This is a genomic window from Bradyrhizobium sp. UFLA05-108 (assembly GCF_059803455.1).
Window position 1 is genome coordinate 101,724 of record NZ_JBANAZ010000014.1, and the last position, 11,995, is coordinate 113,718.

The 11,995-nt window shown below is 62.8% G+C and carries 14 protein-coding genes; 10 read left to right on the top strand and 4 right to left on the bottom strand.

Translation table 11 applies throughout. The features are described 5' to 3' along the window. Nucleotides 1-55 precede the first annotated feature (55 nt). A complete protein-coding gene (locus SO140_RS13275) occupies nucleotides 56-1,462 on the bottom strand; it encodes an LLM class flavin-dependent oxidoreductase (protein WP_498542689.1) in 1,407 nt (468 codons plus the stop codon). Nucleotides 1,463-1,716: 254 nt separating this feature from the next. On the opposite strand from SO140_RS13275, the gene SO140_RS13280 reads away from it, so the two are divergent. From SO140_RS13280 to SO140_RS13310, 7 genes are read left to right on the top strand one after another with little or no spacing between them, the layout of a single operon-like run. Then, nucleotides 1,717-3,036, top strand: a complete 1,320-nt coding sequence (locus SO140_RS13280) for an O-acetylhomoserine aminocarboxypropyltransferase/cysteine synthase family protein (RefSeq protein ID WP_498542690.1) — start codon at nucleotides 1,717-1,719, stop codon at nucleotides 3,034-3,036. 36 nt (nucleotides 3,037-3,072) lie between these two features. Continuing rightward, nucleotides 3,073-3,870: a MetQ/NlpA family ABC transporter substrate-binding protein gene (locus tag SO140_RS13285; protein WP_498542691.1), complete on the top strand. Its 798-nt coding sequence runs from the start codon at nucleotides 3,073-3,075 to the stop codon at nucleotides 3,868-3,870. A 29-nt stretch (nucleotides 3,871-3,899) separates the two neighbouring features. Continuing rightward, complete coding sequence (locus SO140_RS13290) at nucleotides 3,900-4,142, top strand: hypothetical protein (RefSeq protein WP_498542692.1); 243 nt, start codon at nucleotides 3,900-3,902, stop codon at nucleotides 4,140-4,142. 41 nt (nucleotides 4,143-4,183) lie between these two features. Then, nucleotides 4,184-4,963 (top strand): MetQ/NlpA family ABC transporter substrate-binding protein, encoded by a 780-nt coding sequence (locus SO140_RS13295; RefSeq protein WP_498542719.1) that lies wholly within the window; start codon nucleotides 4,184-4,186, stop codon nucleotides 4,961-4,963. A gap of 44 nt (nucleotides 4,964-5,007) precedes the next feature. Further along, nucleotides 5,008-6,636, top strand: coding sequence for an FAD-dependent oxidoreductase (locus SO140_RS13300; RefSeq protein WP_498542693.1), 1,629 nt, complete (start codon nucleotides 5,008-5,010; stop codon nucleotides 6,634-6,636). After that, complete coding sequence (locus tag SO140_RS13305; protein WP_498542694.1) at nucleotides 6,633-6,953, top strand: 4Fe-4S binding protein; 321 nt, start codon at nucleotides 6,633-6,635, stop codon at nucleotides 6,951-6,953. The genes SO140_RS13300 and SO140_RS13305 overlap by 4 nt, the downstream gene beginning before the upstream one ends. A 52-nt stretch (nucleotides 6,954-7,005) precedes the next feature. Further along, complete coding sequence (locus tag SO140_RS13310; RefSeq protein WP_498542695.1) at nucleotides 7,006-8,100, top strand: ABC transporter substrate-binding protein; 1,095 nt, start codon at nucleotides 7,006-7,008, stop codon at nucleotides 8,098-8,100. Between the two features lie 210 nt (nucleotides 8,101-8,310). On the opposite strand, the gene SO140_RS13315 is transcribed toward SO140_RS13310, so the two are convergent. Then, entirely contained in the window at nucleotides 8,311-8,493 is a 183-nt protein-coding gene (locus SO140_RS13315; RefSeq protein WP_498542696.1) for a hypothetical protein, read from the bottom strand. Between SO140_RS13315 and SO140_RS13320 the strand changes: the two genes are divergently transcribed. After that, entirely contained in the window at nucleotides 8,479-9,102 is a 624-nt protein-coding gene (locus SO140_RS13320; protein ID WP_498542697.1) for a helix-turn-helix domain-containing protein, read from the top strand. The genes SO140_RS13315 and SO140_RS13320 overlap by 15 nt on opposite strands. A gap of 56 nt (nucleotides 9,103-9,158) precedes the next feature. Here the strand turns inward: SO140_RS13320 and SO140_RS13325 are convergent, their stop codons facing one another. Both SO140_RS13325 and SO140_RS13330 read right to left on the bottom strand, forming a co-directional pair. Next, nucleotides 9,159-9,470 (bottom strand): hypothetical protein, encoded by a 312-nt coding sequence (locus SO140_RS13325; RefSeq protein ID WP_498542698.1) that lies wholly within the window; start codon nucleotides 9,468-9,470, stop codon nucleotides 9,159-9,161. A 60-nt stretch (nucleotides 9,471-9,530) separates the two neighbouring features. Beyond that, entirely contained in the window at nucleotides 9,531-9,845 is a 315-nt protein-coding gene (locus SO140_RS13330; protein ID WP_498542699.1) for a hypothetical protein, read from the bottom strand. 78 nt (nucleotides 9,846-9,923) lie between these two features. On the opposite strand from SO140_RS13330, the gene SO140_RS13335 reads away from it, so the two are divergent. Both SO140_RS13335 and SO140_RS13340 read left to right on the top strand, forming a co-directional pair. Beyond that, nucleotides 9,924-11,525, top strand: a complete 1,602-nt coding sequence (locus SO140_RS13335) for an FAD-binding protein (RefSeq protein WP_498542700.1) — start codon at nucleotides 9,924-9,926, stop codon at nucleotides 11,523-11,525. Further along, nucleotides 11,525-11,902, top strand: coding sequence for a 4Fe-4S dicluster domain-containing protein (locus SO140_RS13340; RefSeq protein ID WP_498542701.1), 378 nt, complete (start codon nucleotides 11,525-11,527; stop codon nucleotides 11,900-11,902). The genes SO140_RS13335 and SO140_RS13340 overlap by 1 nt, the downstream gene beginning before the upstream one ends. The last annotated feature ends 93 nt before the right edge of the window (nucleotides 11,903-11,995 follow it).

Sequence of the window (11,995 nt, forward strand, 5' to 3'; positions counted from 1 at the left end):
GGTTTCGATGCGAGAACGGCTTTCCCCTGCGGCAAAGCCGCGGCGGCGAGCAGCGCTATTCGGCAGCGTCAGAATGGAACGAACTCTTTGACGGCAGATGCCGGAAACCCGCGCCGGGATGCGTCGCATGCAGCCGCGGACCACGTCCCGGGAACAACTTTTCGCGCAGCGTGCCGTCGCGATAGGCGGTCTTGTAGACACCGCGCGATTGCAGCTCCGGCACCACGAGATCGACGAAGGCGTTCAGCGATTCTGGCGCCACCAGGCGGAACAGGTTGAAGCCGTCGACGTCGGTCTCGTCAGCCCAGGCGATCAGCTCGTCGGCGACATCCTGGGGCGAACCAACAGCAAAGGGCGACCGGGCGCCGGCGCGGCTCAATCTGGCGAGGTCTCCGACATTAACGGGCCGCTCGCTTCGCACCGTAAAATTCTCGACCATCGACTGGATGGCGTTGCTCTCGACATATGCGATCGGTTGGTCCGGCCGATAGGTCGAGAAGTCGATGCCGGTCCAGCCCGACAGCAAGGCGAGCTGGCCGGTCTGGTCGACATGCCGCGCATAGTCCTCGAGCAGGTCATGTGCTTCGGCCCGCGTCGGCGCCACGATCACGGTCGCGCCGGCGAACAGGCGGATATCGTAGGGATCGCGGCCGTAGGTCTTCGCGGCTTCTCGTATCTCGCGGACAGCGCGGGCCAGGATCGGCTTGGTCTGGCCATTAAGAAAGATCGCTTCCGAATGCTGGGAGGCGAAGGCACGGCCGCGTTTCGAGGTGCCCGCCTGATACAGCAGCGGCGTCCGCTGCGGTGAAGGTTCGGCGAGATGGATGCCGTCGACCTTGAAATAGGGGCCGTCATGCAGCACTCGATGGAGCTTTGCGGAATCGGTAAAGATGCGGCTGCCGCGATCGCGGCGGACGGCGTCGTCTTCCCAGCTTCCTTCCCACAGCTTGTAGGCCGCGGTGAGAAAGTCCTCCGCGGCGTCATAACGGTCATCATGCGCGCGGCCGGCCGGAAGGCCCATGCCGCGCGCACCGCTGTCAAGATAGCCGGTGACGATGTTCCAGCCGATCCTGCCCTTGGTAAGATGATCGAGCGTCGAGAATGTGCGAGCGAGTTGATACGGATGCTCGAAGGTCAGGTTTGACGTGATACCAAAACCAAGATGTTTGGTGACGAGCGCCATCGCGGAGACCAGCAGGGTTGGATCTGCATTGGGAAGCTGGACCGCATGCCGAGCCGCGGCCTCGGCGTTGCCGCCATAGACGTCGTAGACACCAAATACGTCCGCCAGAAAAATGCCGTCGAGCAGTCCGCGCTCCGCTGTCTTGGCATAGTCGACCCAATAATCGAGCGTGTTGTAGTCGATCGACGTATCTCGTGGATGCGACCACAGGCCAGCCCAATTGTGGCTCGGTGCGGTCATGTTGAAGGCGTTGAAGCGCAGCTCGCGCGGTCTCGTCATGGTTCCGTCCGATCATTCGCAAAAAGCGCATCCGCCTCGCGCGACGAATATTTAACATCTTGCGCGAGCGAGTTTGTTTCCAATTCGACGACGGCTTGGAAAGAAACGCATTACGAAGCTGCAATGACGCAGCACGCGCATCGCTATTTTCCTGAAGCGCTCGACAGCCGTAGAATCCGCCCGCATCATTTTCGTCGACAAGCACCGCTTGCCGCGCAAGACGCGCGCTCTCGAGATGAAAAAGGGAATGACAGATGGCGTTGGAGACCCGGAACTTCGAGACGCTCGCGTTGCACGGTGGATCGTACCGCTCCGACCCCGCCACGGGCGCGGTAGCTGTTCCGATCTATCAGACCACGTCGTTCCAGTTCGAGAACGCCGATCATGCCTCGCGCCTGTTCGCGCTCGAGCAACTCGGTCCGATCTACACTCGTATCGGCAATCCGACCCAGCAGGCATTCGAGGATCGGCTTGCTGCACTCGAGGGTGGGGCGGCCGCCCTCGCAGTGGCCTCCGGACAGACGGCTTCCGCCTTCGCGATCTTCAACATCGCCCAGGCCGGCGACAACATTGTGTCGTCGACCGATCTCTACGGCGGGACGTGGACGCTGCTGTCGCAAACCCTCAAGCAGTTCGGCATCGAGGTGCGTTTCGTCGATCCCGCCGATCCCGAAAACTTCCGCCGCGCGACCGATGCGAAGACGCGGGCCTATTTCGGCGAGACGCTCCCGAATCCCAAGCTGAACGTATTCCCGATCAAGGAGGTCGCGGACATTGGCCGATCGCTCGGCGTGCCGCTGATCCTCGACAACACGGCCTCGCCACTGATCGCTCGGCCGTTCGAGCACGGTGCCGCGGTGGTGGTCTATTCGACCACGAAATATATCGGCGGACACGGCACGGCGATCGGCGGCGCCATCGTCGATGGTGGCAATTTCGACTGGGCCGCGCATGCAGAGCGCTTTCCGCTGCTGAACAAGCCGGACGAAGCCTATCACGGCGCGATCTGGACCGAGGCTGCGAAGCCGCTCGGCCCGATCGCCTACATCCTGCGTGCCCGCGTCAAGCTGCTGCGCGATCTCGGCGCTTCGATCGCGCCGCAGAACGCCTTCCAGTTCATCCAGGGCCTTGAGACCTTGCCGCTGCGCATCCGCCAGCACAATGAGAATGCAGTGAAGGTCGCGAACTTCCTCGCTAAGCATCCTTCGGTCTCGCACGTGATCTTCCCTGGCCTGCAAAGCGGCGAGAACCGGCGCAGGGCCGACGCTTATCTGAAGGGCGGTTTTGGCGGCCTCGTCGGCTTCGAGCTGAAGGGCGGGGTTGAGGCCGGTCGGCAGTTCATCGATGCTCTGAAGTTGTTCTACCATGTCGCCAACATCGGTGACGCGCGATCGCTCGCGATTCATCCGGCGTCGACGACACATCAGCAGCTCAGCCCGGCCGAGCAGCTCGCCGCCGGCGTCACGCCCGGTTACGTCCGCCTCTCGGTGGGAATCGAGCATCCCGACGATATCCTGGCGGATCTCGATCAGGCGCTGGCACATGCCGGTGCCGGCGCACGCAAGGCCGCGTGAGGCACATCTCCTGAATTGACACGGGAATTCGAGACAATGAAGATCCTTCGTCGTACCGTACAGGCCGCCGGGCTCTGGCTTGCGTTCACAGCGGCGGCCTTGGCGGGCGAGCCGCTGAAGATCGCCACAAGCGCCGGCCCGGTCGGACAGCTTGCGTCCTTTGCCGCCAAACTTGCCAAGGACAAGGGGCAGGACGTCAAGATTGTCGAGCTGTCGGACTGGGTGGCGCTGAACGAGGTCGTGAACAGCGGCGAGGTCGATGCCAACCTGTTCCAACATGCGACCTATCTCGCACTTCAGAACAAGCAGCGCGGCTTCAATCTTGTCCAGGTTGACAAGGTCGGCGTAATCGCGCCGGTCGGCCTGTTCTCCAAGAAGATCAAGAAGCTCGACGAGATCAAGTCCGGCGACAGCGTCGCCATCCCGAACGAGCCGCTCAACGGCGCCCGCGGCTTGATCCTCCTGGAGCGTGCCGGCCTGATCAAGCTGACGCCGGGCAAAGGCTTTTCCGTCAGCAAGTTCGACATCATCGAGAACCCGAAGAACCTCAAGATCGTCGAGTTGGACCGGGCCCAGACCTATCGTTCGCTCGACGACGTAACGTTGGCACTCGTCAACATCACCTACCTCATTCCAGCCGGAGGCGATCCGAAGTCTGCTCTGATCATCGACCGCACCGTCGACGAGGGGCTGGTACTGCGCTTTACGGCGCGGCCGGACAAGAAGGACGATCCGCGCCTGAAGGCCTTCATCCAGGTCTTCAACTCGCCCGAGGTGAAGCAGTTCATCGAGGAGAAGCTGCCCGCATTCATCCCCGCCGGGTTCAGCAGCTGAGCGCACGCGGCACGCAAGGATATTCCGCCATGATCTATGTCGTCGACGTCGATCACAAGAGCCTTGCTTTCTCGGCCAAAAGCGCGGCGCAGGCTGCTCAGATCGTTCGTTCGACAAGATTTGCACGGGCGGTCGGGCAGTCTTGCCCGCATCTGAAGACCTCTAACCACCAGCCGCGTATCGCGACGGTTCAGGAGCGTGTCGTCTTCCACGACATCTCGGCCGAGTTCGCAGAGGCCGCAGCTGACATCCTGGTTGCCCGTATCGGGTAGCCGTTTCAAGCAAACTATCGAATAGGAGATCGTCAATTATGATGCGCCGTTTGTTCCTCGTGATGGCCGCTCTTGCTCTGTTCATCGCGCCGGCCTCCGCGGATCAGAAGAGCAAGGTTGGAATTTCTGGCGGCGATTCCGAGATCATCTGGGCCAAGGTCAAGGAAATCGCCGCGAAGGACGGTCTCGACGTTCAGGTTGTCGTCTTCAACGATTATCTCCTGCCCAATGCCGCGCTCGACGCAGGCGATCTTGATGCGAATGCTTTCCAGCACAAGCCGTTCCTGGACAATCAGATCAAGACACGCGGCTATAAGATCGTCGCGGTCGGAGAGACCATCGTCGCGCCGATTGGTCTTTATTCCCGCAAAGCGAAGTCGGTCGCCGAGATCAAGGAAGGCGCTTCGATCGGCATCCCGAACGATCCGTCGAACGGCGGCCGCGCCTTGCTGTTGCTTCAGGCGCAGAAGCTGATCGAACTCAAGGACGGGGTCGGGATCTTGCCGACCGCGCTCGATGTGACCGGCAATCCGAGGAAGTTGAAGATCCGCGAGATCGACGCCGCCCAGCTGCCGCGTAGCCTGGATGACGTCGATGCCGCCGTCATCAACACCAACTACGCCGTGCCGGCCGGCCTCATCCCGGGCAAGGATTCCATCGCAATCGAATCTTCGGTCAACAATCCGTACAACAACTTCATCGCCGTTCGCGAGAAGGACAAGGATGCGCCTTGGGTCGCGACGCTGGTGCGGGCCTTCCAGAATGACACGATCCGCCAGATCATCAGAGACAAGCTGCCGGGGCAGATCCCGGCTTTCTGAGCCGGTGTGAGCTCAAGGCCCTGAAATCAATCCGGAGGCGAGCGATGACGAATCTACCCAAACGCGCCGAAAAGCTGTCGAGTTCGGCAGGGTCTGTTGTGTTCGATGCGGATGTGCTGGTGCTCGGCGGCGGGCCTGCCGGCACCTGGGCCGCGATCAGTGCCGCGGAACACGGCGCGCGCGTCGTACTTGCGGACAAGGGATTTTGCGGCACGTCCGGCGCGACCGCTGCCGCCGGCACCGGGGTCTGGTATGTCGACCCGGCTCCCGAACGTCGCGAGGCCGCGATGGCGAGCCGCGAGAAGCTCGGCGGCCATCTCCAGGACCGTCGCTGGATGACGCGGGTGCTGGACCAGACCTACGCGCAGAGCAACCAACTCGCGGATTGGGGTTATCCCTATCCCGCCGACGAAGACGGCAAGCCACAGCGCAATTCGCTCCAGGGTCCGGAATACATGCGCTTGATGCGCAAGCGGACGAAGCAGGCGGGCGTCACCATTCTCGATCACTCGCCGGCGCTTGAGCTCTTGGTGGACGAGAACGGCGTAGTCGCTGGCGCCGCTGGTCAGCGACGGCAGAAAGGTGACCGTTGGGTGGTCAACGCCAAGGCTGTCGTGATCGCTACGGGCGGATGCGCTTTCCTCAGCAAGACGTTGGGCTCGAACGTGCTGACCGGCGACGGCTATCTGCTGGCGGCCGAGGCCGGTGCCGAATTCACCAGCATGGAGTTCTCGAACGCCTACGCGATCTCGCCCGCTTTTGGCTCCGTGACCAAGACGCTGTTCTACAGCTGGGCGAGTTTCACCGACGAGCAGGGCAGCGTCATTCCGGGCGCGTCGTCCAAGGGCGGCCGCTCGGTCATTGCGCGCGCTCTGCGCAAAGGCCCGGTCTACGCGCAGCTGGACCAAGCTGACGACAACACGCAGCAGCACATGCGGGTATCGCAGCCGAACTTCTTCCTGCCGTTCGACCGTACTGGCATCGATCCGTTCGCGCAGCGCTTCCCGATCACGCTTCGGCTCGAGGGGACGGTGCGCGGCACGGGCGGCTTGCGGATCGTCGACGACAGCTGCGCGACCACTGTTCCCGGACTCTATGCCGCGGGTGACGCGGCCACCCGTGAGCTGATCTGCGGAGGCTTCACGGGCGGTGGCAGCCATAACGCTGCCTGGGCGATGTCATCAGGGTATTGGGCCGGTCAGGGCGCCGCGGAATTCGCCCATCAACTCGGCACCACGGGTGGGCGTCAGGCTTTTCGGCGCGGCACCGTCGCTCTTCGCGCCGGCAATGTGCGACCGCTTCAGGCCGGCACGCTGGCCCGGAACGTTCAGGACGAAGTGTTTCCGTACGAGCTGAATTATTTCCGCGAAGCCGGGCGGCTCGGCGAGGCGTTATGGCGTCTGGATGGCTTCTGGTCCGAGGCCTCGCATGCCGGCGCCCCAGACGAGCGGGATCTCCTGCGCGCACGCGAGGCCGCGGCGATGCTCGCAACGGCGCGCTGGATGTATCGCAGCGCGCTGGCGCGGCAGGAGAGCCGGGGCATGCATCGCCGCGACGATTATCCCGAGCAGGACGATCGCTATCGCCACTACGTGACGACGGGAGGGCTCGATGAGGTTTGGACCGCGGCCCGCCCGCTGAACGCCTCTCATTACGCGGAGGCTGCCGAATGATCGAGGTCATCGATGCCGAGCGCTGCACGTCCTGCGACATTTGCGTCAACGTGTGCCCAACCAACGTCTTCGACAAGACCGACGGCATTCCGGTGATCGCGCGTCAAAACGATTGCCAGACGTGCTTCCTGTGCGAGCTCTACTGCCCCGAAGATGCGCTGTTCGTCTCGCCATTTGCCGAAGCGCCGCAACAGATCGACGTGGCCGCTTTGAAGGAAGCCGCGATGCTCGGTAGCTATCGGCGCGCGGTCGGCTGGGCTGATGAGAGCCGCCACTTGCGCGATGCGGACCGGAGCTACCGACTGTTCGGGCACTAAGGGTCGAGCTATCGCTCCCGTCGTGGAAGTCGGCAGCAAGTAGGAGATATTGATGGCATCGCATCAAAACGGAGCTTGGTCGCGCCGCAGCATGCTGGGTTTGGCGCGCCTTGTCGGCACGACAGCATCCTTTGGGCTGATGCAGGCGGCTCGCGCCTTTCCGGCCTTCGGCGTTGGTCCGGTCGATCCCTTGAGCGATGCACCGATCTGCAAGGTTGCGGCGACAGACGATGCCGCGAAGGGGCCTGCGCGCCACATCCGTTTCGCCTATAACGGCACCGGAATTTGCACGGCGGCCGTACCGGTCGCGCTGCATCTGGGATTCTTTGCGCGCCACAATCTGGACGTCGAATTCCTTCAGCTCGCAGGCAACACCGATCAGATGCTCCAGGCGCTTGCAACCGACAAGGCCGATGCGGGATCGAGCATGCTGCTCAACTGGCTGAAGCCGCTGGAGCAGGGCATCGATGTTAAGCTCACGACGGGGCTGCATGGCGGCTGTACCCGTCTGTTCGTAGGCAAGGACTCCGGTTTCAAGGACCTCAAAGACCTCAAGGGCAAGACCATCGGCGTTTCCAGCATTTCCGGCCCGCCACGCAACTTCTTCGCAATCCTCCTGTCGGACAACGGCCTCGATCCGCAGACTGACGTGCAGTGGCGTGAATTCCCGGCGGATCTGCAACTGATTGCGCTCCAGCGCGGAGAAATTCAGGCCATCGCCGATTCCGATCCGAATGCCTGGCTCACCGAAAAGCGGGCCAATGGCGACATCGTCGAGATCGCGTCGAACCTGAGCGGCGACTACGCCAGTCTGTCGTGCTGCACCCTCGGGGTACGCAGCTCGCTCTGGGCTGCGGATCCGGCGACGGTGAAGGCGCTGACCGTGGCAATCCGGGAAGCGGCGCACCACGTCGCCGAACACCCCGACGATGCTGCCGAAGTATTTGCGCCCTATACGCCGAAGGTTGCGGTCGCCGATCTCGCCGCGATGCTGCGCAGCCATACCCACGGCCATCATCCCTCGGGCGCCGCTCTGCGGCAGGAAGTGGTCAAGATCACTAGCGACCTGAAGCGCGCAACGATCATCAAACCGAACACGGATCCGGTAAAGCTTGCCAATCGCGTGGTCGTCGATGTCGAAGCTTGAAAATGGATCTGAGAGCGGGACTGCTGCCCGAAGCGCAGTTCAGAGAAGGTCTGTCCTGCCTCGCCGAAATTTACAGGGTCCGCGTTGTTTTGTTTGACGACGGCTTGTCGGCCTCAGCGGCCGAACTACGATATCGACCATTGCAATCGAAAGCGGATCGGAAACAGTGACTGAGGTGACAAATTCGGCACGGATCATCGATCTGGCGGCCTATCGATCGCAGCGGAGCAGGCCCCAAGCTTCGGCCTCGCCAGCAACCGGTTTCACCACCGGCCCCTTCGCAACCGGCGCCCCGATGCCGCTCTGCTGGTTTTGGCCGACCTGGGTCTGGGTGCCGATGCCCGTGCCGGCGATGTCACCTGTGCGCTGGGATGCTTCATGAGCGGCGGGCACGTCGCTTCGTCGCCGGACACGAACGCATCATCCTCCACTGATCTCGACCTGCCAGCCGTGCTTGGACGCAATTTGCGACGACTGCGGACCAGCCGCGGTCATTCGCTCGAGCGGCTCGCCAAGCAATCTGGCGTCAGCCGGGCCATGCTCGGGCAGATCGAGACAGGCAAAAGCGTGCCCACGATCGCGCTCTTGTGGAAGGTCGCTAGTGCACTCCACGTGCCCTTCGCCAATCTGCTCCAGACTGAAGTGCCGCGTGGCCCGAAAGTCCTGCGCCGTAGCGATGCCAAGTTGCTGACATCCAGCCAGGGACAGTTTACGTCCCGCGCGCTGTTTCCTTTCGATGGCGATCATCAGGTCGAATTCTACGAGCTTCGAATCGGCCCGCTGCACCGTGAGGCGGCGGAGCCGCATGCGCCGGGTACACGCGAGAATCTGTTCGTCGCCAAAGGGGTGGTCGAGATCACGGCCGGATCGGACAAGCCGCAGACGTTGACCGAGGGCGATGCGGTCCTGTTCGAGGCCGACGTACCGCACGTCTACAAGAACCTGGTGACCGATGAAGCGGTGCTCTACCTCGTGATGACTTACGCCGAGAGCCCCTCCTGAAAAGCAAAAGGGCCGGCGCAAAGGCCAGCCCTTCGAGAATTCGCTCGCGAAAGCGATCAGGCAGCCTTCATCGGCATGCACATCATCATCATGCCGCCGCAGCACATCATCATGGGCATGCCCATCTGCATCATGCTCATCATGCTCTCGCAGCACTTCATGAACATGTCCTTCATGGCGGGATCCATGGGCATCATCTCGCAGGTCATGCCGGCCGGCGTCATGGTGCACTTCACCTGGCAGGGCATCATCATCGGCATGCCCATGCCCATCATGTTCATCATCGGCATCATGCCGCCGCTCATGGCGGGGTTCATCATGCCACCCATCATCATCGGCATCGGCATCATCTGCATCGCGGTGTTCATTGTCATTCTCCAAAGGCTGGAAGCAGGAAGCACTCATTTGCGCTGTGATTGGAGATAAAGTTATCTGCCAATAATGTGAATCGCGAAATGTTTTCGCTGTTCGCTTTCATCCAACAAAATGGAAGTGATACGCGAGCCGTGATCCGGCTTGCGATCCATAACGGAAATGTATCCGTTATATTGGAGACCCTCGCGCGGCGTCCGCCGGCCAAAATCCGGAAAGCTCGATGTCGCCGATTCCCGTCCGCGGAGAAGTCTGTTCTCCGCCGAAACGTCTATCTTGCCGATGTCGGCGCCGACGGCACGAGTCGTTTGCGGCGCGTCTCGAAAAGAGTTTTGCGTTTCATTGACCTGCGCGGCGCTGCGCCCAAACATGCCACAAGTTCGCCCGCTTCTGCATCCGGTTTTGATCCGGTGCCGGGAAGGGGCTGTGCTCTTGCCCGGAGGCAGAAGGTGGTTTCGTCGTCGCTTGAAGAGATGTCGCTGACGGCTGACGTGTTGATCGTCGGCGGCGGCATGGCGGGCGCCTGGGCGGCGACATCTGCGGCGCAGGCCGGAGCTAAGGTTGTCCTAGCCGACAAGGGTTATTGCGGCACGAGCGGTGTCACGGCCGCCGCGGGCCCCGGCCATTGGTGGGTGCCGCCGGATCCTCCCGCGGCGCGCGATGCTGCCGTCGCCAATCGTATCACCGCCGGTCTTGGCCTGGGTGAAGCGGAGTGGATGTACCGCATCCTCGACCAGACCTGGCGCACGCTGCCGACGCTTGCGCCGTACTACAAATTCGGCGTCGATGACGAGGGGCGCGTGAACCATCGCGCGGTACGTGGGCCGGAATATATGCGTGCCCTGCGCCAGCAGGTGCTCGGCCACGGCGTCACCATTCTGGATCAATCGCCTGTGGTCGAGCTACTGGCGCGTTCCGATGGATCGATCGGGGGCGCGCGCGGCCTGCGACGGCAGGACGGCGGCCGCGCCTATCTGGTCGAGGCCGGTGCCGTGGTTCTCGCGGCGGGCGGCACCAGCTTTCTGTCGCACCTCCTGGGGTCGCAAACCAACACCGGCGACGGTTATCTGATGGCGGCCGAGGCGGGCGCAGAGTTGTCCGGCATGGAATTCACCGCCGCCTACACCATTGCGCCCGCGCATTCGACGATGACGCGGAGCATGGCCTATTCCTTCGCGACTTATTACGATTTCGACGGGCGCGAGCTGGATCTGCCCTTCGGGCCCGACCAGACTATTCGTCTGGCGCGGGCGCTGCAACGCGGGCCAGTTTACTGTTCGTTGCATCGTCTGCCTGATGACATCAAGGCGCGGATGCATACGATCTCGCCCAATGTGCCATTGGTGTTCGACCGTTGGGGCGTCGATCCCTATCGCGATCGCTTCGAGGTGACCCTGCACAATGACGGCACCATCCGCGGCATCGGCGGCGTGCGCGTGCATGATACGGATGGCACGACATCGGTGCCGGGATTGTTCGTCGTCGGCGACAACGCGTCGCGCGAGAAGGTCGCGGGCGCGATCTCGGGTGGCGGCAACGTCAATTCGGCCTGGGCGCTGTCGTCAGGTGTATTTGCGGGGCGCGCCGCTGCGGGTGTGGCTCGCGGCGTGGGCCGGCGAACCGATAAGCTTCGGCCGCTCGGCCGTGCCGGGCTGCGTCCGGGCGGGCGATCTGAGACGGTCGATGTTGCCGCAATTCGAAGCAAGGTGCGGGCCGAGATGCATCCGTTCGACAAGAACTTGTTCCGCACCGGACCCGGGCTTGCCGCGTCGTCGTGCGTGCTCGAGGATCTCTGGCGCGAGGTGGCGGATCACGGGCATGCGGGCACCGTCGCCTTGCGCGAAGCTGCGGCGCTGGGAGCGAGCGCGCGATGGTCGGTCGCTACGGCGGCAGTGCGCAACGAGAGCAGGGGACTTCACCGCCGCGAGGATTATCCCGCTCAGGATCCCGGATTGGGCGCGCGCCTGCTGAGCAGCGGACTGGATCGCATCGAGGTTTCGCTCGACCGTCCATCGGCGGCGGCGCGGCCCGGTCAACTCGAGGTCGTGTGATGATCGAGCTCATCGTCTCTGACCGCTGCACTGATTGTGGCGCATGCATCGAAGTCTGCCCTGCCAACGTACTCGATCCCGGTCGCAACGGCCGGCCGATTCTGGCGCGCGTGGAGGATTGCCAGACCTGCTTCATGTGCGAGCTTTACTGTCGCGCAGATGCGATCTATGTCGCGCCCGATTGCGACCGCCGCGTTGCCGTCAGCGAGGCGGATGTGCTGGCATCCGGCCGTCTCGGCCAATATCGCAAGCACTCCGGCTGGGACGAATGGGTGGAGCAGTTTCCCAACGAGCAATGGTTGATGGAGACCGTATTCCGCCGCGCCGGCGAGGCCGCGGTGCAAGCAAAGGCGGCGCGCGTGGTCGGCGACAAATAGCGCAGCCGCGTGCAGAGACGAATTCTCTTGCTGTCCCGAGTCCCATCATCCTGTTGTTGCCCGATGCCAATGATCTTTGAAAAGACTATCTTG

Bases quoted from the DNA above. Each gene is read 5' to 3' on its own strand.
- SO140_RS13300 (WP_498542693.1), top strand. From the start codon at position 5,008: ATGACGAATCTACCCAAACGCGCCGAAAAGCTGTCGAGTTCGGCAGGG.
- SO140_RS13280 (WP_498542690.1), top strand. From the start codon at position 1,717: ATGGCGTTGGAGACCCGGAACTTCGAGACGCTCGCGTTGCACGGTGGA.
- SO140_RS13295 (WP_498542719.1), top strand. From the start codon at position 4,184: ATGCGCCGTTTGTTCCTCGTGATGGCCGCTCTTGCTCTGTTCATCGCG.
- SO140_RS13330 (WP_498542699.1), bottom strand. From the start codon at position 9,845: ATGTTTGGGCGCAGCGCCGCGCAGGTCAATGAAACGCAAAACTCTTTT.
- SO140_RS13320 (WP_498542697.1), top strand. From the start codon at position 8,479: ATGAGCGGCGGGCACGTCGCTTCGTCGCCGGACACGAACGCATCATCC.
- SO140_RS13340 (WP_498542701.1), top strand. From the start codon at position 11,525: ATGATCGAGCTCATCGTCTCTGACCGCTGCACTGATTGTGGCGCATGC.
- SO140_RS13310 (WP_498542695.1), top strand. From the start codon at position 7,006: ATGGCATCGCATCAAAACGGAGCTTGGTCGCGCCGCAGCATGCTGGGT.
- SO140_RS13290 (WP_498542692.1), top strand. From the start codon at position 3,900: ATGATCTATGTCGTCGACGTCGATCACAAGAGCCTTGCTTTCTCGGCC.
- SO140_RS13305 (WP_498542694.1), top strand. From the start codon at position 6,633: ATGATCGAGGTCATCGATGCCGAGCGCTGCACGTCCTGCGACATTTGC.
- SO140_RS13325 (WP_498542698.1), bottom strand. From the start codon at position 9,470: ATGAACACCGCGATGCAGATGATGCCGATGCCGATGATGATGGGTGGC.
- SO140_RS13275 (WP_498542689.1), bottom strand. From the start codon at position 1,462: ATGACGAGACCGCGCGAGCTGCGCTTCAACGCCTTCAACATGACCGCA.
- SO140_RS13285 (WP_498542691.1), top strand. From the start codon at position 3,073: ATGAAGATCCTTCGTCGTACCGTACAGGCCGCCGGGCTCTGGCTTGCG.